The following is a 20,692-nucleotide window of genomic DNA, read 5'->3' as shown; positions in this document are numbered from 1 at the left end:
TGACCTATCGCACCAATCACTACCCACCCGGCTCAATCCTGAGTTAACATGTGTGCCACATCACAAAACCTGCTGGCCGACGTTGCCGGCAGGGTCATCCTCAGACAGGAGTTCCTAAATGTCCAAGCAACAAATCGGCGTTGTCGGCATGGCGGTAATGGGCCGCAACCTCGCGCTGAACATCGAGAGCCGTGGTTACACCGTTTCCATTTTCAACCGTTCTGGCGACAAAACTGACGAAGTGATCGCTGAGAACCCGGGCAAGAATCTGGCGCCGTATTACACCGTTGAAGAGTTTGTCGAATCACTGGAAAAACCGCGCCGCATCCTGCTGATGGTGAAAGCGGGCGAAGCAACGGATAAAACCATTGCCTCGCTGACTCCGCACCTGGACAAGGGCGACATCTTGATCGACGGCGGCAACACCTACTATCAGGACACCATCCGTCGTAACCGCGAACTGTCCGACCAGGGCTTCAACTTCATCGGCACCGGCGTTTCCGGCGGTGAAGAGGGCGCGCTGAAAGGGCCTTCCATCATGCCTGGCGGCCAGAAAGAAGCTTACGAGCTGGTGGCGCCGATCCTGGAGAAAATCGCTGCGGTTGCGGAAGGCGAGCCTTGCGTGACCTACATTGGCGCAGACGGCGCCGGCCACTATGTGAAGATGGTGCATAACGGCATCGAATACGGCGACATGCAGCTGATTGCCGAAGCCTATTCTCTGCTGAAACAGGCGCTGAATCTGAGCAACGAGCAGCTGGCCGAAACCTTCGCCGAGTGGAACAAGGGTGAGCTGAACAGCTACCTGATCGACATCACCAAAGACATCTTCACCAAGAAAGACGAAGAGGGTAAATACCTGGTCGATGTGATCCTGGACGAAGCCGCCAACAAAGGCACCGGCAAATGGACCAGCCAGAGCTCGCTGGATCTGGGCGAACCGCTGTCGCTGATCACCGAATCGGTATTCGCACGCTACCTGTCCTCGCTGAAAGATCAGCGCGTTGCCGCGTCTAAAGTGCTGACCGGCCCGAAAGTGGCGCCGTTCACCGGCGACAAAGCCGAGTTCATCGAGAAAGTGCGTCGCGCTCTGTATCTGGGCAAAATCGTGTCCTACGCGCAGGGCTTCTCTCAGCTGAAAGCCGCGTCTAAAGAAAACAACTGGGATCTGCACTACGGCGAAATCGCCAAGATCTTCCGCGCCGGTTGCATCATCCGCGCTCAGTTCCTGCAGAAGATCACCGACGCTTACGCGGCGGATGCCGATATCGCCAACCTGCTGCTGGCGCCATACTTCAAGCAAATCGCCGACGAGTACCAGCAGGCGCTGCGTGACGTGGTGGCCTACGCCGTGCAGAACGGTATCCCTACGCCAACCTTCTCCGCTGCGATCGCTTACTACGACAGCTACCGTTCCGCGGTGCTGCCGGCGAACCTGATCCAGGCGCAGCGCGACTACTTCGGTGCGCACACCTATAAACGCATCGACAAGGAAGGCGTGTTCCATACCGAATGGATGGAATAAGCCCGCTCGTTGAGCGATAAAAAAAGCCGCCGAGGTTAACGCCCGGCGGCTTTTTTATTGCGTGCGAGTTAACGTCATGCTTTTTTCTGATGCCGCTCGCGCAGCCGGCCGATCACCGCGCTCAGATCCAAATCCTGGTCCTGCAGCAGCACCAGCAGGTGATAGATCAGGTCCGAAGCTTCGTTGGTCAGCTCTTCGCGATCGTTGACCGTGGCGGCCAGCGCGGTTTCCACGCCTTCCTCCCCGACCTTCTGCGCGATGCGCTTGGTGCCGCTGGCGTACAGGCTGGCGGTGTATGAGCTGTCCGGGCTGGCATGCTTGCGCTCCGCCAACAGCTGTTCCAACTGATAGAGAAACGTCCAGTCGCTGGCGGCCGGGTGGAAGCAGCTGCTGTTGCCGAGGTGGCAGGTCGGGCCGATCGGGTTGGCCAATATCAGCAGCGTATCGTTATCGCAGTCCGGCGTGATGCTGACCACCTTAAGGAAGTGGCCGGAGCTTTCACCCTTGGTCCACAGGCGCTGCTTGGTGCGCGAGAAGAAGGTGACGTTGCCGCTTTGCTCGGTGGTGGTCAGCGCTTCCGGCGTCATGTAACCCAGCATCAGCACTTCGCCAGAAACGGCGTGCTGCACGATGACCGGCATCAGGCCGTCGGTTTTTTCCCAGTCCAGCTGGTTTCTCTGTTGTTCTGTCAGCACACGCGAATCTCCACGCCTTGTTCGACCAGGAACCTTTTCAGTTCGCCGATATTGATGATTTGTTTGTGGAACACCGACGCCGCCAGCGCGCCGTCGACGTCCGCATCGCGGAACGCCTCCAGGAAGTGCTCCATGGTGCCCGCGCCGCCGGAGGCGATCAGCGGCACTTTGCAGACCTCGCGCACCCGACGCAGCTGCTGCAGGTCGTAACCGTTGCGCACGCCGTCCTGATTCATCATGTTCAGCACGATCTCACCGGCGCCGCGGCGCTGCACTTCCTGCACCCAGTCGAGGGTTTCCCACTGGGTGATGCGGGTGCGGCTCTCGTCGCCGGTATATTGGTTGACGTGATACTTGCCGGTTTCACTGTCGAACCAGGTGTCGATGCCCACCACGATGCACTGCACGCCAAAGCGTTCAGCCAGGCGGCTAATCAGCTCAGGATCGGCCAGCGCCGGCGAGTTGATCGAAATCTTGTCGGCGCCGAAAGACAGGATCTGGCTGGCGTCCTCGGCGCTTTTAATGCCGCCGGCGACGCAGAACGGAATATCAATCACCTCCGCCACGCGCGACACCCAGCTTTTGTCCACCACCCGGCCATCGCTCGAGGCGGTGATATCGTAAAACACCAGCTCGTCCGCACCTTCTTGCGCATAGCGCTGCGCCAGCGGCACGATGTCGCCGATGATTTCGTGGTTGCGGAACTGCACGCCTTTCACCACTTGCCCGTCTTTAACATCCAGGCACGGGATTATCCGTTTTGCCAGCATGCGATCGCCTCCTCAACGCTAAATTTACCTTCCAGCAGGGCGCGCCCCACGATCACGCCGGCAACGCCGCTGCCGCGCAGCTGGGCGATGTCGTCCAGATTGCCGATGCCGCCCGAGGCCTGGAAGGCCACCTGCGGATAACGGCGGCTGATCTCCTGATACAGCGCCACGTTGGAACCGGCCAGCGTGCCGTCACGTGAAATATCGGTGCACAGCACGTGTTTGAGCCCGTAGGGCAGGAACTGTTCCACCACCTGTTCCAGCGTGGCGTCGGAGTCTTCTTGCCAGCCGCTGATGGCCACGTGCTTCACGCCCTGCGCGTCGATGCGCACGTCCAGCGCCAGCACCAGCGCGTCGGCGCCGTAGCGCTCGAACCAGCTTTGCACCAACTGCGGCTGTTTCACCGCGGTGGAGCCGATCACCACGCGCGTGGCGCCAGCCTCCAGCAGGGCGCTGACGTCTTGTTCGTTGCGGATGCCGCCGCCGACCTGCACCGGCACGTCAACCCCCGCCAGCAGCTTGCGCAGCAGCGGGATCTGGCGCGCCGCCGGATCCTTGGCGCCGGTCAAATCGACCAGGTGCAGCACCTGGGCGCCCTGTTGTTGATAGTCCTGCAGACGCAGCAGCGGATCGTTGCCGTAGTCGCGCTGCTGGCCGTAATCGCCCTGATGCAAACGCACCACGTTGCCGTCGATCAAATCCAAAGCCGGAATAATCATGCTGCCTACATCTCCAGAAAGTTTTTCAACAGTTGCGCGCCGGCTGCTCCAGAACGTTCTGGATGAAACTGCACGCCGAAGAAGTTGTCTTTTTGCACGGCGGCGGTGAAGGGCTCGCCGTAGTTCGCCTGGGCGATGGTGCTGGGGCATATCGGCATCGCATAGCTGTGTACGAAATAGAAGTAGGCGCCGTCATCGATGCCGCGGAACAGATGGTGGCCCGCCTGCGCGGACACCTGGTTCCAGCCCATGTGCGGCAGCGGCAGGCCGAAGTCGGTCATCTGCTTGACCGGCGTATCGATGAGGCCGAGCGTGGTCACGCCGCCGTTCTCTTCGCTGCTGGCCGCCAGCAGCTGCATGCCGAGGCAAATGCCCAGCACCGGCTGCGTGCAGGCCCTGATCAGTTCGATCAAATCGCGCTCGCGCAGCTGATCCATCGCCGCCTGCGCAGTGCCGACGCCCGGCAGGAACAGCTTGTCGGCGCGCAGCACGATCTCCGGATCGCGGCTCACCTCCGGCTGATAACCCAGGCGCCGCACCGCGTAGGTGACGGAGGCTAGGTTGGCGCAGCCGGTATCCAAAATCACCACGTTCATCACAGCACTCCTTTCGAACTCGGCAGGGTATTGCCCTCGACGCGGATCGCCTGGCGCAGCGTGCGGCCAAACACTTTGAACAGGCTCTCGACCCGGTGGTGGTCGTTTTTGCCCTTGGTCTTCAGGTGCAGCGTGCAGCCCATGGTGTAAGAGAGCGAACGGAAGAAGTGCTCGACCATTTCGGTGCTGAGATCGCCGACGCGCTGATAGTTGAACTCGGCCTTGTACTCCAGGTGCGGGCGGCCGGAGATATCCAGCGCGCAGCGCGCCAGGCATTCGTCCATCGGCAGCACGAAGCCGAAGCGGGCGATGCCGCGCTTGTCGCCGAGCGCCTTGTTCAGCGCTTCACCCAACGCCAGGCCGGTGTCCTCTACCGTGTGGTGATCGTCGATATACAGGTCGCCTTTGACGTCGATCTCCATGCGGAAGCCGCCGTGGGTGGCGATCTGATCCAGCATGTGATCGAAGAAGCCGACGCCGGTTTTGATCTTGCTGCCGCCTTCGCGATCCAGCCAGACGTTGACGTCGATCTGCGTCTCTTTGGTCACGCGATTAACCCGCGCGTGACGGTCACGCAGGGTCAGCTGGCGCACGATCTCTTTCCAGCCCAGCACGCCGCGCTGGTAACGCAGCCCCTGGATGCCCATGTTTTCCGCCAGCTGCACATCGGTCGGCCGATCGCCGATCACGTAGCTGTGCGCGGTATCGAGCACGCCGGGTTCAAGGTAGCCTTTCACCAGCGCGGTTTTCGGCTTGCGGCAGTCGCAGTTGTCCGCCGGCAGGTGCGGGCAAATCAGCACGTCGGCGAACTGAATCCCCTGGGAGCTGAGGATCTGCATCATCAGGTTGTGCGGCGGATCGAAGGTCTCCTGCGGGAAACTGGCGGTGCCGAGCCCATCCTGATTGGTGATCATCACCAGCTGATACCCCGCCTGCTGCAGCGCCAGCAGGGAAGGGATCACGTCTGGCTCGAGCGCCAGCTTGTCCAGGCGGTCAACCTGGAAATCTTCCGGTGGCTCGGCGATCAGCGTGCCGTCACGATCGATAAAGAGGATTTTTTGGCTCACATTGGCTCCTGGCGAGTCTGGTTGGCGCCGGGCAGGGCGGACAAGGCGTCCACCACGCGTTGACATTCGTCGCGGGTGCCTATGGTGATGCGCAGGCAGCCGGACAACCCGGGCTGTTTGTTTTGGTCTCGTAAGATAATGCCCTGATCCCACAAGCTTTTAAACACATTACTTGAGGCGGTGAAGCGAGCCAGCAGGTAATTGCTGTCGCTGGCGAAAACCTGCTCGACGCAGGCGCATTTCTCCAGCTGTTGCTGCAGCCAACTGCGGGTGGCTGCGATGTCGGTGACGCGCTGGCGCATGGTGCGGATACCTTCTTCGCTCAGCGCCTGCGCGGCGATATCCGCCACCGGCGTCGAGAGCGGGTAAGGGGCGATCACCTTCAGCAGCAGGGCAATCAGATCTTCATTGGCGAGCGTAAAGCCGCAACGCAGGCCGGCCAGCGCAAAGGCCTTTGACAGCGTACGCAGAATAGCCAGGTGCGGGTAGTCGCTCAGCCAACCGGCCACCGAAGCCTGCGGGCAAAACTCGATATAGGCTTCGTCCACCGCGACGATCGCTTTGCCTTTGGCCAGCTCCAGCAGACTGCGTAAATCGTCCGGATCGATCAGGTTGCCGGTCGGGTTGTTCGGGCTGCAGACGTAGATCAACTTCACGTTGTCCAGGCTGTCCGCGATGGCCGGCAGATCCAGCTGCCAGTCCTCTTTGGCGGCCACGGTGCGGCGCTCCACGCCAAAGGTTTCGGCGCTGACGGCGTACATGCCGTAGGTCGGCGGGCAGAACAGAATGGCGTCTTTGCCCGGCTCGCAGAAGGCGCGGATCAGCAGCTCGATGCCTTCATCGGCGCCGCGGCTGACCAGCACCTGCTCTTTCTTCACCCCGGCATAGGCGGCGTAGCGTTCGATCACCTGCGCCGGCTGGCACTCCGGATAGCGGTTGAAGGTTTGCGCGGTCAGCTGGAATTCCGGGGCGATTGGGTATTCGTTGGCATTCAGCCACACATCGCCCTTGCCGCCGAGGCGGCGCGCCGATTGATAAGGGGTCAGCTCGCGAACGTTGGCGCGCGCCAGTTTTTCGATGCTCATGCTTGCTCCTTCAGGGCGGCGACGCGCAGGGTCACGGCGTTCTTGTGGGCGATCAGCTGCTCGGCGGCAGCCAGCGTTTCTATGGTGGCGGCCAGGTTGCTGAAGCCCTGCGGCGTCAGCTCCTGCACCGTCATGCGTTTTTGAAAGTCGGCCAGCCCCAGGCTGGAGCAGGTGGCGGTATAGCCGTAGGTCGGCAGCACGTGGTTGGTGCCGGAGGCGTAATCGCCGGCGGATTCCGGCGACCAGTCGCCGAGGAACACTGAACCGGCGCTGGTGATGCCGTCCACCAGTTCGCGCGCATTGCGGGTCTGAATAATCAGGTGCTCCGGGCCGTAGCGGTTGCTGATCGCCACGCACTCAGCCAGATCGCGCGCTACGATCAGGCGGCTGCTCGCCAGCGCCTGACGGGCGGTCTCGGCGCGTGGCAGCTCGGCCAGTTGGCTTTCCACTGCTTCGGCCACCGCCTGCGCCATTGCCGCGTCCGGCGTCAGCAGGATCACCTGCGAATCCGGGCCGTGTTCGGCCTGCGACAGCAGATCGGAAGCGACGAACGCCGGAGTGGCGCCGGCGTCGGCGATCACCAGCACCTCCGAAGGGCCGGCCGGCATGTCGATGGCCGCGCCATCAAGGCGTTGACTGACCTGCCGCTTGGCTTCGGTCACGAAGGCGTTGCCCGGCCCGAAGATCTTCGCCACGCGCGGCACGCTCTCGGTGCCGAACGCCAGGGCGGCGATCGCCTGCGCGCCCCCGACCTGAAACACTTCCTGCACGCCGCACAGCTGAGCCGCATACAGGATTTCATCGGCGATCGGCGGCGGCGAGCACAGCACCACCCGGCGGCAGCCGGCGATGCGTGCCGGCGTCGCCAGCATCAGCACGGTGGAGAACAGCGGCGCCGATCCGCCGGGAATATACAGGCCGACCGAGTCGATGGGGCGGGTCACCTGTTGGCAGCGCACGCCCGGTTGCGTTTCGACGTCCACCGGCGGCAGCCGCTGCGCGTTGTGGAAGGTTTCCACGTTGGCGACGGCCACCGCCATCGCCTGTTTGATGTCGTCGCCCAACCGCGCGGCGGCGGCGGCGATCTGCTCGGCGCTGACGCGCAGCGCCGAGACTTCCGCCTTGTCGAAACGGGCGCTATAGTCGCGCAGCGCCCGATCGCCGTTGGCCTTCACGTTGTCGAGGATCTCGCTCACCGTGCGGGTGATGCTGTCAGAGGCGGCGATGGCCGGGCGCATCAGCAGCTCGGCCTGGCGTTCGGCGCTGCTGGTCGCCCAATCGATCGGCGTGTTGAAGGTCGACATGGCGTTACTCCATCATCTTTTCAATCGGCAGCACCAGAATCGAGCTGGCGCCGAGCGCTTTCAGTTTTTCCATGGTTTCCCAGAACAGGGTTTCGCTGCTTACCATGTGCATCGCCACGCGGTTCTGCGCGCCGGCCAGCGGCAGAATGGTCGGGCGCTCGGCGCCCGGCAACAGCGCGACGATCTCGTCCAGTTTCTCGCTCGGCGCGTGCAGCATGATGTATTTGGATTCACGCGCCTGGATCACGCCCTGAATGCGGGTCATCAGGCGATCGATCAGCTGCTGTTTGGCTTCCGGCATTTCGCCGTCGCGCTGGATCAGGCAAGCCTTGGAGCGGTAGATCACTTCGACTTCACGCAGGCCGTTGGCCTCCAGCGTGGCGCCGGTAGAGACCAGATCGCAGATGGCGTCGGCCAGACCGGCGCGCGGCGCCACTTCCACCGAGCCGTTCAGCAGGCAAGATTTGAAGCGCACGCCCTGCTTGTCGAGGTATTGCTTCAGCAGGTGCGGGTAAGAGGTGGCGATGCGGGCGTCCTGCAGGCTTTGCGGGCCGGTGTATTCGGCGTCGAGCGGGGTGGCCAGCGACAGGCGGCAGCCGCCGAAATCGAGGCGGCGCAGCGTGAAGTAACGCGGGTCTTCGCCCTGGGCGCGGCGGCTAAGCAGCTCTTCTTCCAGCACGTTTTCGCCGATGATGCCGAGATCGACCACGCCGTCCATCACCAGGCCCGGAATATCGTCGTCGCGCACGCGCAGGATATCGATCGGCATGTTCTCGGCGAAGGCGATCAGACGCTGCTGCTGCAGGTTGATCTTGATGCCGCAGCGCGCCAGCAGTTCCTGGGATTCATCGCTCAGGCGGCCCGACTTCTGCATTGCGATCCGTAAACGTGTCTTGTCCAGCATGGTAACCTCTGTTTAATCTGTAATTTTATGAATTTATTGTAAAAACTATTCTTTCTGTCTGTCCGGAGCCAAAAAAAAACCCTCGGAAGAAATCTTCCGAGGGCTCTCTCTTGCGTTCTGCGCGCCACTGGAAGATTAACAAACCGTCTTCCAGCACTCATCGCCTGAAAGACTAGTCAGGGTGATGGTGATGATGGTGGTTGAACTGAACGCGTGTCATGGTGTTTTTCTCTAATCAAAAGCCGGTAAAAACCGTATGCCAATTAAGCTAAACTATCCGCTGTCCACCGCGCAACCCTTTTTTAACGTCATAAATTTAATTTATTGAAACAGGTTAGGTTATTAGCCACAGACAGCTTTACCTGACCTTAAGCCGGGCAGATTGTATCGCCGTGCGCAGTGGCGTAGCCTTAGGGGTAGGGCGCTGCGATCTTCAGGAGAGGAAGAGGATGAAAAAGGTAGCCATTATTGGTTTGGGTTGGCTGGGCATGCCGTTGGCGCTGTCGCTGATGGGGCGCGGATATGACGTGGTCGGTAGCAAAACCACGCCGGACGGCGTCGAGGCCGCGCGCATGAGCGGCATCGAATGCTACCAACTGGAACTGACGCCGGAGCTGGTGTGCGATCCGGACGATCTGGAGTCGCTGCTGCGCGTGGATGCGTTGGTGGTGACACTGCCCGCTCGCCGCACCGTCGAAGGCAGCGAAAACTATTTCAATGCGGTGCGCATGCTGGTGGACAGCGCGATGGCCTTTGGCGTGCCGCGGGTGATCTTCACCAGTTCCACCTCGGTGTACGGCGAAACCGCAGGCACGCTGCGCGAAGAGTCGCCGTTGCGGCCGGTCTCGCCGTCAGGGCGGGTGTTGGCCGAGCTGGAACGTTGGCTGCATGAATTGCCGAACACCTCGGTGGACATTCTGCGCCTGGCGGGGCTGGTGGGCGCCGATCGTCACCCCGGCCGCTTCCTGGCGGGCAAGCTCGACGTGAAGGGCGGTTCGCAGGGGGTAAATCTGGTGCACCAGGACGACGTCATCGCCGCCATCCAACTGTTGCTGAAGCTGCCGAAGGGCGGCCACGTGTACAACCTGTGCGCGCCGCGTCATCCGGCCAAGCGCGAATTTTATCCGGCGCTGGCCGAGCAGTTGCATCTGGAGCCGCCGCAGTTCGCCGACGAGGCGGAGCAGGATGAGCGGCTGGTGGACGGCAACCGCATCTGCAACGAGCTGGGTTTCGAGTACCAGTATCCCGATCCGGCGCGTATGCCGGTCAGTTAAGACGGTATATGTCGTTTAAAGCGGGAACAGATGGCTCGTCACAAAGTCGACGAACAGCCTGATTTTGACTGACAGGTGGCGGCCCGACGGCCAAAGGACATGAAAAACCATGTTCTCGCGGTGGTACTCATCCAAAACCGTCACCAGGCTGCCCTGTTCCAGCTGTCTGCGCACGGCGATCTCCGGCAAATAAGCGATGCCTAACCCTTGTTCCGCGAAGCACACCTGCGGATCGAGGGTATTTGTCACCATGCTGGCCGGCCGTTCGGGGATCATCTCCGTTTTGTCCCCCAGCGGCCAGACATCCAGTTTGCCGGTGCTGGGAAAGCGATAATGCAAACGGGCATGGCTTGTCAGATCCTCGGGCTTGCGCGGCATACCCGCTTGGCTGAAATAACCCGGCGCGCCAACGAAAACCTTGCGGCAGGTACCCAGCCGGCGGGCAACCAGCCGTGAGTCACTCGGGGTTCCGCTGCGGATAACGGCATCGAAACCTTCCTCAATCACGTCAACCAGCCGATCCGAATAATCAATATCCAGCTCGATCTCAGGATAGCGGCGCTTGAAGTCCCCCAGTTTTGGCATGAAAAGCGTGCCCAGCGACGGGAGGCTGATGCGCAGCTTGCCCTGAGGCGTTCCCCGCGTTTGCAACAGTTCGGCTTCCGCCTCTTTCACCTCACTCAAAATGCGACGGCACCTTTCCAGGAACAGGGCCCCTTCCGGCGTCAGGTTGACCGTGCGGGTGGAACGGTGGAACAAACGCACGCTGAGCCGCTCCTCCAGCCGGGCGATGGTTTTGCTGACCGCCGACGCGGAGATCCCCAGCTGCTGCCCGGCCACCGTGAAACTGCGGCTTTCACTGACCCGGACGAAAACGTCGAGAGAACCCAGACTTTCCATAGGCTTCCATTCTATTGATGACATCTTTGTCATGAGTGTTGTTCACTTTAGCCTATTTTTCTTTTATCAGCGAGTGGGCAGCATGATGCAACCGTCATCCGCAATGAGCGGAAACATCTTTGAATGGGGAGTGATTGATGAATCAAACGACGATATCTGCGCCTGCCGGGAGCATCGAGCGGTTGCCGCTGGGGGGCCTGCTGGCATTGGCAATGGCCGCTTTCATCACGCTGCTGACCGAGATCATGCCGGCGGGCGTGCTTTCTTCGATCGCGGGCGATTTGAACGTGTCTGAAAGCCTGGCGGGACAATTCATCACCGCCTATGCGGTGGGCGCGTTGGTCGCCGCCATTCCGCTGACCGCATTAACGCAAGGCATGCGGCGCCGCCCCTTGCTGTTGAGCGCGATCTGCGGTTTTGCCATCGTCAACCTCGTCACGGCGCTGTCGCATGATTACCATGTCTCATTGGCGACGCGTTTCTTCGCCGGCGTTTTCGGCGGCATCGTTTGGTCTTTGCTGGCCGGTTACGCCGTGCGCATGTCACCGGCTCATCTTGGCGGCCGCGCTATTGCGATCTCCGGCGCCGGCGCCACCCTGGCGTTGGTGCTCGGCGTACCGCTTGGCACGTTGCTTGGTCGAGCCATCGGTTGGCAGGGCGCCTTTGGCCTGATGACGTTGATGGCGCTCGCGCTCGTGGCGTGGATCATCGCCATTGTGCCGGATTTCCCCGGCCAGGCTAAGGCGCATCGCCCGTCTCTGAGCGGCGTCTTCTTGCAGTGCGGGATCCGCGCCGTGCTGTTCGTGGTGTTCACCTTCATCGTTGCCCACAACATTCTGTATATCTACCTGGAGCCTTTCCTCAAGCCGTCGGGGTTATCCGAGCGGGTCGATATCGTTCTGTTTATCTTCGGGCTGGGCGCGATTGCCGGATTAGGCATTGCCGGGATGCTGGTCGATCGGCGAGTCCAATCTCTTACGGTGACGAGTATCGTTATCTTTTCCCTCGCCGCCGTGCTGCTGGGGAGCGGGGGACGGGCGGCCCCGATCGTCTATCTCTCCGTCGCATTGTGGGGCGTGGCTTTCGGCGGTTTCGCCACCCTCACGCAGACGGCATTGTCACGGCTTTCCGGCCGCGCGGCCGACGTTGCGCAGTCCATGTATACGACGGGCTGGAATACCGCCGTGGCCGCCGGTGGCGCGGTCGGCGGCATGGTGCTCGACAAGGGCGGAGCGGCCTCTTTCGCCTGGGCCATCATCGGGTTCCTCGTCCTGTCTTTAACCGGCACGCTGTTTGCCATGAATCGGGCGCTGGCCTCTCAGCGATGAGGTGATTGGCGTGCGGCGCGCGCCAAATCCTCCAGCAGCGCGTTCAACGCCTCGTCGGGCTGGACGGGGCGGCTGACCAGGCTAAGCGTGGCGCGATAAGAGAGCGCCGTGCCGCCCAACTGCCGCAGCAGCCCCTGTTCCACCCAGCGCGCCGCGTAGTGGGTGGGCAGATAGCCAAGACAGGTACCGCTCAGCACCAGATGGGCGACGCTTTCCATATGGTGAGCCACTGCCGCCAAGTGAGGGGGCGCGATCGGGCACAGCTGCTGCGCCAGCAGGTAGCCGCGCTTGACCCAGCGCGCGTTTTCAATCTGCTCGCGCTCGGGTTCTTCCACCGCGAACAGCGGGTGATCCTCACTGCAATAGATCGCCTGCGTCTCCTCCAGCCACGGTTGATAACGCAACGCCTCCAGCTGCTGGCCGAAGTAGCCGATGCCCAGATCGAGCTGCTGGTGCAGCAGCCCTTGCTCAATCTCGTTCGGCGAACAGATGCGGCACTGCAATTGCACGTCCTGGTGGCGCCGCTGAAAGTGCTTGATGGCCTGGCTGAACGGATTGCCCGGCAGTGAAACCAGGTTATCCACCAGACCGATTTGCAGATCGCCGGTCAGCAGGCCGTTCAGCGACTGGCTGACCCGGGTGAAGTCGCGAGCGGCGTTGAACAACGAGCGGCAGGCGATCAGCATGCGTTCCCCCTTGGGCGTCAGCCGGAAGCCGGAGCGCCCGCGCTGGCACAGGCGAAAACCCAGTCGCGTTTCCAACGAGGCCAGATGGGTGCTGATGGTGGATTGGTTCATCAGCAGCGTTTCCTGCGCGGCGCTGACCCCCTGGGCTTCCGCCACCGCGACGAACACCCGCAACAGCTTCAGATCGATATCGCTTAGGTTAGTGAGCATCTGTCCCTCCGCAGAACGTCGGCCGGTTAACCCATGTTTAACATCGAAGAAATAGGCGCGGCGCTGAAGATATGGCCTTTCTTATGGCATGATATTGAAATAAAAATCAATACTTCAATGGGTTAGTTACATCGCGTTTTCCGATGTTTACATGTAAAAGCAGGAATGGTAGCCGGTGCGGTCAACGGGGTAGCCTGCGAATGTTGCTTAAATGTTTCAATTTATCGCAAGCCCAAGACAAGGAAACGCCATGCTGAACCAACCCCAAAGCGGTAACGATATGCCGCGCTTTGCCGGCCTCCCCACCATGATGCGCCTGCCCGCGGCCGAACAGGCGCGCGGTCTGGACGCCGCCTTTGTCGGCATTCCGCTCGATATCGGCACCTCCAACCGCAGCGGCACTCGCTATGGCCCGCGCCAGATCCGCCAGGAATCGGTGATGATCCGCCCCTACAACATGGGTACCGGCTCTGCGCCGTTTGAACGGCTGCAGGTGGCCGATCTGGGGGATATCGCCATCAACCCCTACAGCCTGGCGGACAGCGTGCAGCGCATCGAGGCGGCTTACCACGAGATCCTGGCGCACGGCTGCACGCCGTTGACGCTCGGCGGCGATCACACCCTGACGCTGCCGGTGCTGCGCGCCGTCGCCCGCCGTCATGGCCCGGTCGGGCTGATCCACGTCGATGCGCATTCCGATACCAACGAGGAGATGTTCGGTGAACAGCTGGCGCACGGCACCACCTTCCGCCGCGCGTTTGAGGAGGGGCTGCTGGCGCCGGAAAAGGTGGTGCAGATTGGCCTGCGCGGCAGTGGCTATGCGGCGGACGACTTCGACTGGTCACGCCGCCAGGGCTTTCGTGTGGTGCCGGCCGAGGCCTGCTGGCACCGGTCGCTGACACCGCTGATGGCGGAGATCCGCGAACAGATGTGCGACGCGCCGGTTTATCTCAGCTTCGATATCGACGGGCTGGATCCGGCCTTCGCACCGGGCACCGGCACGCCGGAGGTCGGCGGGCTGTCGGTCTGGCAAGGGCTGGAGATCGTGCGCGGCTGTCATGGGCTGAACCTGGTCGGCGGCGACGTGGTGGAGGTGTCGCCGCCTTACGATCGCTCCGGCAACACCGCGCTGTTGGCCGCCAACCTGCTGTTTGAAATGTTGTGCGTGCTGCCGGCCCGTTGAGGCCGGCGCACTGACTCTACCGGCGGAGCGGTTGCGTCGGGGCCCCTGATAACAATAACTACGGAGTGGAGGTACCCATGAATCTCGATCTGCTGGTCGTGGTGTTTTACTTTCTGGTGATAGGCGCGGTGGGGTGGATGGGCATTCGCCGCGCCAATTCCAAAGAGGCGTATCTGGTGGCCGGGCGCAACCTGGGGCCGGGGCTGTATCTGGGCACGCTGTCGGCGGTGGTGCTCGGCGGTGCGTCGACCATCGGCAGCGTCAAACTCGGCTACACCTACGGTATCTCCGGCGTCTGGCTGTGCGGCGCGCTGGGGCTGGGCATCGTGGTGCTGAGCCTGGTGCTGGCCAAGCCGCTGCTCAAGCTGAAGCTGTATACCGTCAGCCAGGTGCTGTCGCGGCGCTATCACCCGGCGGCGCGGGTCACCAGCGGCGCGATCATGCTGGCGTATGACCTGATGGTGGCGGTGACCTCGATCATCGCCATCGGCAGCGTGATGCAGGTGATGTTCGGCCTGTCGTTCAGCGCATCCATTCTGCTCGGCGGCGGGCTGGTGGTGCTGTATTCGACGCTGGGCGGCATGTGGTCGCTGACGCTGACCGACATCATTCAGTTCATCATCATGACCGTCGGCATGATGCTGGTGCTGATGCCGATGAGCATCGTCAAGGCAGGCGGCTGGGAGGCGTTCACCAGCCTGCTGCCCGCAGGTTACTACCAGCTGTCGTCGATCGGGCTGGACACTATTCTGGTGTTCTTCCTGATCTACTTCTTCGGCATTCTGATCGGCCAGGACATTTGGCAGCGGGTGTTCACCGCCCGCAGCGCCAACGTGGCGCGCTTCGCCGGACTGGGAGCGGGCGTCTATTGCGTGCTGTACGGCGTGACCGGCGCGCTGATCGGCATGGCCGGCAAAATCGTGCTGCCGTCGCTCAGCAACACCGACGGCGCCTTCGCCGCCATCGCGCAGACGGTATTGCCGGTCGGCGTCAGCGGGCTGGTGGCTGCCGCGGCCCTGGCGGCGCTGATGTCCACCGCCAGCGCTTGTCTGCTGGCGTCCTCCACCATCGCGCTGGAGGACGTGCTGCCGGCCATCCGCCGTAAACCTTCCGGCGGGCTGGCCGCCGGGCGCATCACCACGCTTTTCATGGGCGCGGTCATGCTGGGGCTGGCGTTTGTGGTGCGCGACGTGCTGGCGGCGCTGACGCTGGCTTACAACCTGTTGGTGGGCGGCATGCTGATCCCGCTGGTGGGGGCGATCTTCTGGCCGCGCGCCACCAGCGCCGGGGCCATCGCCAGCATGCTGACCGGCAGTCTTTGTGTGGTGGGGCTGATGATCTGGCACGGCATCGACGCTAACAGCCCGATCTACGGCGGTCTGCTGGGCGGCGGCGTCGCCTTCGTGCTGGGCAGCCTGCTGAGCCGCCCGGCGCCGCAGCTGCAGACCCAAACCGAGCGTTGAGGCGCGATCCGGGCTTTTATCACGGCGCCTTTACTGATTTACTGAGGAGCAGGGCGCATCGCCGCCCTGTCGGTTTAACGGTGAGGGTAAGGAGAAGGTGAGTCATGGGTAAAATCAGCGTCGCATGCTGCCAGTTAGCGCTGCGGGTAGGGGAAGCAGAGCATAATCGGGCGCAGTCCGCTCAGGCGATCCGTCATGCGGCGCAGCGAGGCGCCAACGTCATCGTGTTGCCGGAGCTGGTGAACAGCGGTTATGTGTTGCGCGATAAGGCGGAGGCGCTGACGTTGGCCGAGACCGAAGACGGGCCCAGCCTCAGCTTGTGGTGTGCTCTGGCGCGTGAGTTGGATGTGGCGATCGTCGCCGGTTTCTGCGAGCGGCTGCCCGATGGCGGGGTGGCCAACAGCGCGGCATTGATCGATGCGCAGGGCGTGAGGGCGATTTATCGCAAGGCCCACCTGTGGCATGAGGAGAGCACGATCTTTACCCCCGGCGATCGGCCGCCGCCGGTCGTCGAGACCCGCTTTGGCCGGTTGGCGGTGATGATCTGCTACGATCTTGAATTCCCCGAATGGGTGCGGCTGCCGGCGCTGGCCGGCGCTCAGCTGCTGTGCGCGCCGGTCAACTGGCCGCAGGTGCCGCGCCCGCAGGGCGAACGGTCGGCGGAGATGGTGAAGGCGCAGGCCAACGCCGCCGTCAATCGGCTGTTCATCGCGGTGTGCGATCGCTGCGAAACGGAGCGCGGCGTTGCGTGGATCGGCGGATCGGCGATCGTCGACGCCGATGGCTATCCGTTGACGCAAAGCCTGACAGGTGAAGGCATGGTGCTGGCATCGATGGATATCGGCGAGGCCGATGACAAGCGCATCGGCCGCTACAATCACGTGCATCGCGATCGGCGGCCGATGCTGTATTGAAGCGGCGGGGCGGTCGGCGGATCCGGCTGCCCCGCCGACCGTTTTTCCGGCGGGAAAATCCGCCGTTTTGGCGCTTACAGCCAGCCTGATTTCTTCAGCTTCTGATACAGGAAAATACAGCCGACGGCGGTCGCCCCCAGCGTGGCGTGATAGGCCCACGGGAATTTCAACTCCGGCATGTCGGCGAAGTTCATGCCGTACAGGCTGAAGATCACCGTCGGGATGGCCAAAATCGCCCCCCAACCCGCCAGCCGTTTCACCACTTCGTTTTGTTTGACCGTCACCAGCGCCAGATTGACGTGCATGGCGTTGGTCAGCATTTCGCGCATGTCGTCGATGTTGCTGACCACCTGATGCGCGTGATCCTGCACGTCGCGCACGTAGGCGCGCAGCTCTTTCGGGATCACTTCTTCGTGCAGACGGATCAGCTGGTTGCAGATTTCATCCATCGGCAGCGCGGCGTTGCGCAGCGCCAGCAGGTGGCGGCGCAGAGTATAGACGTTCTCGATCGCCGCCTGATCGAACTCCGACTGAAACATGTTGGCTTCGATGTTCTCGATGGTGCTCTCGAAGCGCGTTACCACGCTGCGGTAGTTATCCACCACGAAGTCCAACACCGAATAGAGGGCGAAGCCCGGCCCGCGGCACATCTGCTTGTGGTTCTCTTCCGCCTTGGCGCGGATCGGCGCGTAGCTGGGTGAGGCGCCGTGGCGCACCGTCACCAGAAAGTTTTTGCCGACGAAGAAGTGGGTTTCGCCGTATTCGATTTCGTCGTGCTCGCCCCACTGCGCGGTTTTCACCACGATGAACAGCGAGTCGCCGTAGGTCTCCAGCTTCGGCCGCTGGTGCGCGCACAGCGCGTCTTCGATCGCCAAATCGTGCAGGCCGAACTCCTCCTGCACCTTGCGCATAAACGCCGGCTCCGGCTGCCGCAACCCCAGCCAGACGAAGGTGTCCGGTTGTTTGACCACCTCGCTGATATCGTCGATGGTCACTTCGCCCAGCCGTTGGCCGGCTTTGTACGCCACGCAGTTCACCACCATGCTTTTGCTGTCCATCTGTCCGTCCATTAATCAGTCAGGGTTTTGGTAAGAAAATAGCACTCATGTTCCACCGGATACTCTTTCAGCGTCATTTGCAGCTGATAGCCGAGCTTTTCGTAGAACGGTCGCGCCTGGAAGCTGAAGGTGTCGAGACGGGCGTAGCGGCAGCCGCGCGCCTGCGCCTCATGCTCGGCGGCGCGCATCAGCCGGCCGCCGAGGCCGCTGCCGCGCTGGGTATCCGCCACCCACAGCCACTCGACGCTCAGCCAGTTGCCCCAGGTTTCGGCGGTCAGCCCGCCGATCACCGTGCCGGCCTCGTCGCGCGCATAGACGCTGAGCGGCTTGCGGTGACGGGCATCGATATGCGGCAGGTTGTAAGCGCGCAGGCCTTGCCTGATCGCATCGAGGGTTTGTTCGTCAATCGCGTCGGTAACGGTAATGTCCATTTTTCCTCCTGGGTTATGGATTAACTTAAGCACACTGCGGCTAAAAGGCAACCTGTTGAAATGTAATGTAAACGACCATTCCGACTGGGTGAACTACACTAAACGGGTCATTTTATCCTCAGGAGGACGCCATGCCCCGATTGACTCTGCTGGCCGGTTTGCTGCTGTGCAGCGGCCTGCTGCACGCCGCGCCGACGGTCAGCCAATTGCAGGACGGCCTTGAACACCCATGGTCGCTGGCCTTCTTGCCGGCGGAACAAGGCCTGCTTATCACCGAACGGCCCGGCCGGCTGCGGCTGTGGCTGCAGGGCAAGGGCCTGTCGCCGCCGATCGCCGGCGTGCCGCAGGTCTACGCCGAGGGGCAGGGCGGCCTGCTGGAGGTGTTGCCGGCGCCCGACTTCGCCGCCAGCCGCCGGGTATATCTCAGCTTCGCCGAACCGGGCGAGGGCGGCAAAGCCGGCACGGCGGTCGGCTATGGCCGCCTGAGCGACGACGGCGCGCGGCTGGAAAACTTTAAGGTGATCTTCCGTCAGCAACCCAAGCTGTCGGTCGGCAATCACTTTGGCGGCAAGCTGGCGTTCGATCGGCAGGGCTACCTGTTTATCGCGCTGGGCGAAAACAACCAGCGGCCGACGGCGCAGGAGACTGACAAACTGCAGGGCAAGCTGGTGCGGCTGACCGCCGAGGGCGCGGTACCGCCGGACAACCCCTGGATCGGCCAGGCAGGTAAACGCCCGGAGGTTTGGTCCTACGGCCACCGCAATCCGCAAGGGTTGGCGCTGAATCCGTGGAGCGGCGCGATCTGGGAGCATGAACACGGTCCGCGCGGCGGCGATGAGCTCAATATCCCGCTGCCGGGTAAAAACTACGGCTGGCCGCTGGCCACCTATGGCATCAACTATTCCGGCCAGCCGATTCCGGAGGCCAAAGGAGAACGGGTGCCCGGCACCGAACAGCCGCTGCACTATTGGCGGGTTTCGCCCGGCCTCAGCGGCATGGCGTTTTATGACGGGCAGCGTTTCCCCGCCTGGCGGCATTCGCTGTTCATCGGCGCACTGGCGCAAAAGGCACTGATTCGCCTGACGCTGGAGGGGGACAAAGTGGTGGCGGAAGAGCGGCTGCTGGGCGATCGCGGCGAACGCATTCGCGAGGTGCGCAGCGGGCCGGACGGCTACCTGTATCTGCTGACGGACGAACGGGACGGCAAGCTGCTGAAGGTCGGGGCGTCGTAACGCCCCGCATGCGTCAGGTGAGTGCGCTCATCACGCCGCGCTGATAGGCCGGGCGTGCGCGCAGTTGCTGATACCAGCGCTCCATGTTCGGCCGCGGGCGGCGGGCGATCGGCATTTCGAACCAGGCGTAGGCGAAGCTGCCGAGCGGGATATCGCCGAAGCCGAACGCGTCGCCGGAGAGGTAAGGCTGGTGCGCCAGCGTCTGTTCAATGACGTCGAAGTGTTTTTCCAGCGTGGCGATCGCCGCTTCTATTTTCGCCATGTCGCGCAACTCCGGCGCGGTGCGGATCAGGCCCCAAAAGACGATGGTGAAGGCCGGAACGATGGTCGAGGTGGTCCAGTCCATCCATTTCTCGGCGGCGGCGCGCGCCTGCAGATCTTGCGGATAGAACGTCGCGTCGCCGAATTTCGCCGCCAGGTAGCGCACGATGGTGTTGGACTCCCACAGCACGAAGTCATCGTCCTGCAGCAGCGGCACCAGGCCGTTCGGGTTCAGCGCGCGGTAACTCTCTTCGTTGACCTTGCCAAACGCCCCGCCGGCGTTGATGTGGGTATAGCTCAGCCCCAGTTCGGCGGCGCACCACAGCACCTTCCTGACGTTGTTCGAATTCTCACGACCCCAAATGGTCAGCATGGGATAACTCCGTTAGCGGATTAAAGACCCTTAATACCTACGCCACAATGCGCTTTTTGTCACACCGCAGGGCATTTTTTGTCTGCCGCTCAACGCTCCCAGCGGCACACTTCCCAGCCGTGCTCCGCCGCTAGCGCGCTCAGTTCGCTGTCGGGGTTGATCACCGTGGCGCTGTCGACGAATTGCAGCATCGCCTTGTCGTTGAGAGAGTCGCTGTAGCCGTGGCTGTGCTCGAACTTCAGGTGCGGGTGCTGCGCCAGCCAGTGCTGCAGGCGGATCACCTTGCCCTGCTGATAGGTCATGGTGCCGTAGGTGTTGCCGGTGAAGCGGCCGTCGCTGATTTCCACGCCGATCGCCAGCGCGTCGTCGGCGCCGAGCTGTTCGGCGATCGGCGCCACCAGGTGTTCGCCGGTGGCGGAGATCACCAGAATGCAGTCGCCGCGCTCGCGGTGCCACTGCAGGCGTTCACGGGCGGCGGGGTAGACGCGCGGCAGGATGTCGCGCCGGATGTAACGCTGCACCCAGCCGGCCACGGTTTGTACGCTCAGGCCGGTCAGCGGCGCCAGCGTGGCCTGCATGTAGTCCTCCATCGACAGCTTGCCCTGATAATAGAGCTGCATCAGCTGCTGCTCCTGCAGTTCCAGCTCCGCCGGCGCGAACCCCTGGCCGACCAGCCAGCGGATCCACAGGCTGGCGCTGTCATCGTCAATCAGG

Annotated in this window: 22 protein-coding genes and 1 other annotated feature; of the genes, 7 read left to right on the top strand and 15 right to left on the bottom strand. The window is 62.5% G+C overall.

Translation table 11 applies throughout. The annotated features are described in order from the left end of the window. The first annotated feature begins 118 nt into the window (after window positions 1–118). The gene (gene gndA / locus MMS95_RS19235) at window positions 119–1,525 is read left to right on the top strand and encodes an NADP-dependent phosphogluconate dehydrogenase (protein WP_004938815.1); all 1,407 of its coding nucleotides are present in this window, start codon (window positions 119–121) and stop codon (window positions 1,523–1,525) included. 74 nt (window positions 1,526–1,599) lie between these two features. On the opposite strand, the gene hisIE is transcribed toward gndA, so the two are convergent. The 9 genes from hisIE to hisL form a co-directional block, all read right to left on the bottom strand. After that, window positions 1,600–2,220, bottom strand: a complete 621-nt coding sequence (hisIE, locus tag MMS95_RS19230; RefSeq protein ID WP_048322621.1) for a bifunctional phosphoribosyl-AMP cyclohydrolase/phosphoribosyl-ATP diphosphatase HisIE — start codon at window positions 2,218–2,220, stop codon at window positions 1,600–1,602. Then, complete coding sequence (gene hisF / locus MMS95_RS19225) at window positions 2,214–2,990, bottom strand: imidazole glycerol phosphate synthase subunit HisF (RefSeq protein WP_033633500.1); 777 nt, start codon at window positions 2,988–2,990, stop codon at window positions 2,214–2,216. Before hisF ends, hisIE begins: the two co-directional genes overlap by 7 nt. After that, window positions 2,972–3,709, bottom strand: a complete 738-nt coding sequence (gene hisA, locus MMS95_RS19220) for a 1-(5-phosphoribosyl)-5-[(5-phosphoribosylamino)methylideneamino]imidazole-4-carboxamide isomerase (protein WP_033633499.1) — start codon at window positions 3,707–3,709, stop codon at window positions 2,972–2,974. The genes hisF and hisA overlap by 19 nt, the downstream gene beginning before the upstream one ends. Window positions 3,710–3,714: 5 nt before the next feature. Further along, window positions 3,715–4,305 carry an imidazole glycerol phosphate synthase subunit HisH gene (hisH, locus tag MMS95_RS19215; RefSeq protein WP_004938803.1) on the bottom strand — a complete coding sequence of 197 codons (591 nt, stop codon included), beginning with the start codon at window positions 4,303–4,305 and terminating at the stop codon, window positions 3,715–3,717. After that, the gene (hisB, locus tag MMS95_RS19210; protein ID WP_015377254.1) at window positions 4,305–5,372 is read right to left on the bottom strand and encodes a bifunctional histidinol-phosphatase/imidazoleglycerol-phosphate dehydratase HisB; all 1,068 of its coding nucleotides are present in this window, start codon (window positions 5,370–5,372) and stop codon (window positions 4,305–4,307) included. Before hisB ends, hisH begins: the two co-directional genes overlap by 1 nt. After that, window positions 5,369–6,457, bottom strand: a complete 1,089-nt coding sequence (gene hisC, locus MMS95_RS19205) for a histidinol-phosphate transaminase (protein WP_033640854.1) — start codon at window positions 6,455–6,457, stop codon at window positions 5,369–5,371. Before hisC ends, hisB begins: the two co-directional genes overlap by 4 nt. Further along, entirely contained in the window at window positions 6,454–7,761 is a 1,308-nt protein-coding gene (hisD, locus tag MMS95_RS19200) for a histidinol dehydrogenase (protein WP_004938796.1), read from the bottom strand. Before hisD ends, hisC begins: the two co-directional genes overlap by 4 nt. A 4-nt stretch (window positions 7,762–7,765) precedes the next feature. Next, window positions 7,766–8,665: an ATP phosphoribosyltransferase gene (gene hisG, locus MMS95_RS19195; protein WP_004938793.1), complete on the bottom strand. Its 900-nt coding sequence runs from the start codon at window positions 8,663–8,665 to the stop codon at window positions 7,766–7,768. 70 nt (window positions 8,666–8,735) lie between these two features. Then, window positions 8,736–8,862 (bottom strand) — a sequence feature (His leader region). Further along, window positions 8,838–8,885, bottom strand: coding sequence for a his operon leader peptide (hisL, locus tag MMS95_RS19190; RefSeq protein WP_100396937.1), 48 nt, complete (start codon window positions 8,883–8,885; stop codon window positions 8,838–8,840). (Overlaps the previous feature by 25 nt.) A 229-nt stretch (window positions 8,886–9,114) precedes the next feature. On the opposite strand from hisL, the gene MMS95_RS19185 reads away from it, so the two are divergent. Next, entirely contained in the window at window positions 9,115–9,939 is an 825-nt protein-coding gene (locus MMS95_RS19185; protein WP_015377257.1) for an SDR family oxidoreductase, read from the top strand. Window positions 9,940–9,954: 15 nt separating this feature from the next. Here MMS95_RS19185 and MMS95_RS19180 read toward each other — a convergent pair whose 3' ends face one another. Continuing rightward, window positions 9,955–10,839 (bottom strand): LysR family transcriptional regulator, encoded by an 885-nt coding sequence (locus MMS95_RS19180; RefSeq protein WP_048322630.1) that lies wholly within the window; start codon window positions 10,837–10,839, stop codon window positions 9,955–9,957. A 137-nt stretch (window positions 10,840–10,976) separates the two neighbouring features. On the opposite strand from MMS95_RS19180, the gene MMS95_RS19175 reads away from it, so the two are divergent. Continuing rightward, complete coding sequence (locus MMS95_RS19175) at window positions 10,977–12,167, top strand: MFS transporter (RefSeq protein ID WP_060559079.1); 1,191 nt, start codon at window positions 10,977–10,979, stop codon at window positions 12,165–12,167. On the opposite strand, the gene MMS95_RS19170 is transcribed toward MMS95_RS19175, so the two are convergent. Continuing rightward, window positions 12,158–13,063, bottom strand: a complete 906-nt coding sequence (locus MMS95_RS19170) for a LysR family transcriptional regulator (protein ID WP_048322632.1) — start codon at window positions 13,061–13,063, stop codon at window positions 12,158–12,160. The two genes, MMS95_RS19175 and MMS95_RS19170, sit on opposite strands and share 10 nt — an antisense overlap. Window positions 13,064–13,313: 250 nt before the next feature. Between MMS95_RS19170 and speB the strand changes: the two genes are divergently transcribed. The 3 genes from speB to MMS95_RS19155 all read left to right on the top strand — a co-directional run bounded on the left by speB (window position 13,314) and on the right by MMS95_RS19155 (window position 16,623). Further along, window positions 13,314–14,246 carry an agmatinase gene (speB, locus tag MMS95_RS19165; protein ID WP_033633494.1) on the top strand — a complete coding sequence of 311 codons (933 nt, stop codon included), beginning with the start codon at window positions 13,314–13,316 and terminating at the stop codon, window positions 14,244–14,246. 77 nt (window positions 14,247–14,323) lie between these two features. Beyond that, window positions 14,324–15,709, top strand: coding sequence for a sodium:solute symporter (locus tag MMS95_RS19160; protein WP_033633493.1), 1,386 nt, complete (start codon window positions 14,324–14,326; stop codon window positions 15,707–15,709). A gap of 104 nt (window positions 15,710–15,813) precedes the next feature. After that, a complete protein-coding gene (locus tag MMS95_RS19155) occupies window positions 15,814–16,623 on the top strand; it encodes a nitrilase family protein (protein WP_156865405.1) in 810 nt (269 codons plus the stop codon). 74 nt (window positions 16,624–16,697) lie between these two features. On the opposite strand, the gene MMS95_RS19150 is transcribed toward MMS95_RS19155, so the two are convergent. Together MMS95_RS19150 and MMS95_RS19145 are read right to left on the bottom strand one after the other, a co-directional pair. Beyond that, window positions 16,698–17,681 carry a magnesium and cobalt transport protein CorA gene (locus MMS95_RS19150; RefSeq protein WP_015377262.1) on the bottom strand — a complete coding sequence of 328 codons (984 nt, stop codon included), beginning with the start codon at window positions 17,679–17,681 and terminating at the stop codon, window positions 16,698–16,700. Between the two features lie 11 nt (window positions 17,682–17,692). Further along, window positions 17,693–18,112 carry a GNAT family N-acetyltransferase gene (locus MMS95_RS19145; protein ID WP_085336414.1) on the bottom strand — a complete coding sequence of 140 codons (420 nt, stop codon included), beginning with the start codon at window positions 18,110–18,112 and terminating at the stop codon, window positions 17,693–17,695. A 131-nt stretch (window positions 18,113–18,243) separates the two neighbouring features. Here MMS95_RS19145 and MMS95_RS19140 point away from each other — a divergent pair, with 131 nt between their 5' ends. Then, a complete protein-coding gene (locus tag MMS95_RS19140; RefSeq protein ID WP_085336413.1) occupies window positions 18,244–19,344 on the top strand; it encodes a PQQ-dependent sugar dehydrogenase in 1,101 nt (366 codons plus the stop codon). A gap of 13 nt (window positions 19,345–19,357) precedes the next feature. Here MMS95_RS19140 and MMS95_RS19135 read toward each other — a convergent pair whose 3' ends face one another. Then, on the bottom strand, window positions 19,358–19,978 hold the full coding sequence (locus MMS95_RS19135; protein ID WP_004938761.1) for a glutathione S-transferase: 621 nt from the start codon (window positions 19,976–19,978) through the stop codon (window positions 19,358–19,360). 89 nt (window positions 19,979–20,067) lie between these two features. Next, a complete protein-coding gene (locus MMS95_RS19130; RefSeq protein ID WP_242142086.1) occupies window positions 20,068–20,691 on the bottom strand; it encodes an HAD family hydrolase in 624 nt (207 codons plus the stop codon). Window position 20,692: the final 1 nt, after the last annotated feature.

The sequence above is a fragment of the Serratia sp. PGPR-27 genome, assembly GCF_022678525.1.
Lineage (GTDB): Bacteria > Pseudomonadota > Gammaproteobacteria > Enterobacterales > Enterobacteriaceae > Serratia > Serratia nematodiphila.
Note: the sequence above shows the minus strand (reverse complement) of the source record. Positions and strands in the feature narration are given on the sequence as shown.

Coding starts and splice junctions, on each gene's coding strand:
- gndA (WP_004938815.1), top strand. CDS start 119: ATGTCCAAGCAACAAATCGGCGTTGTCGGCATGGCGGTAATGGGCCGC.
- hisF (WP_033633500.1), bottom strand. CDS start 2,990: ATGCTGGCAAAACGGATAATCCCGTGCCTGGATGTTAAAGACGGGCAA.
- hisA (WP_033633499.1), bottom strand. CDS start 3,709: ATGATTATTCCGGCTTTGGATTTGATCGACGGCAACGTGGTGCGTTTG.
- hisH (WP_004938803.1), bottom strand. CDS start 4,305: ATGAACGTGGTGATTTTGGATACCGGCTGCGCCAACCTAGCCTCCGTC.
- hisC (WP_033640854.1), bottom strand. CDS start 6,457: ATGAGCATCGAAAAACTGGCGCGCGCCAACGTTCGCGAGCTGACCCCT.
- hisD (WP_004938796.1), bottom strand. CDS start 7,761: ATGTCGACCTTCAACACGCCGATCGATTGGGCGACCAGCAGCGCCGAA.
- hisG (WP_004938793.1), bottom strand. CDS start 8,665: ATGCTGGACAAGACACGTTTACGGATCGCAATGCAGAAGTCGGGCCGC.
- MMS95_RS19185 (WP_015377257.1), top strand. CDS start 9,115: ATGAAAAAGGTAGCCATTATTGGTTTGGGTTGGCTGGGCATGCCGTTG.
- MMS95_RS19180 (WP_048322630.1), bottom strand. CDS start 10,839: ATGGAAAGTCTGGGTTCTCTCGACGTTTTCGTCCGGGTCAGTGAAAGC.
- MMS95_RS19175 (WP_060559079.1), top strand. CDS start 10,977: ATGAATCAAACGACGATATCTGCGCCTGCCGGGAGCATCGAGCGGTTG.
- MMS95_RS19170 (WP_048322632.1), bottom strand. CDS start 13,063: ATGCTCACTAACCTAAGCGATATCGATCTGAAGCTGTTGCGGGTGTTC.
- speB (WP_033633494.1), top strand. CDS start 13,314: ATGCTGAACCAACCCCAAAGCGGTAACGATATGCCGCGCTTTGCCGGC.
- MMS95_RS19160 (WP_033633493.1), top strand. CDS start 14,324: ATGAATCTCGATCTGCTGGTCGTGGTGTTTTACTTTCTGGTGATAGGC.
- MMS95_RS19155 (WP_156865405.1), top strand. CDS start 15,814: ATGGGTAAAATCAGCGTCGCATGCTGCCAGTTAGCGCTGCGGGTAGGG.
- MMS95_RS19150 (WP_015377262.1), bottom strand. CDS start 17,681: ATGGACAGCAAAAGCATGGTGGTGAACTGCGTGGCGTACAAAGCCGGC.
- MMS95_RS19145 (WP_085336414.1), bottom strand. CDS start 18,112: ATGGACATTACCGTTACCGACGCGATTGACGAACAAACCCTCGATGCG.
- MMS95_RS19140 (WP_085336413.1), top strand. CDS start 18,244: ATGCCCCGATTGACTCTGCTGGCCGGTTTGCTGCTGTGCAGCGGCCTG.
- MMS95_RS19135 (WP_004938761.1), bottom strand. CDS start 19,978: ATGCTGACCATTTGGGGTCGTGAGAATTCGAACAACGTCAGGAAGGTG.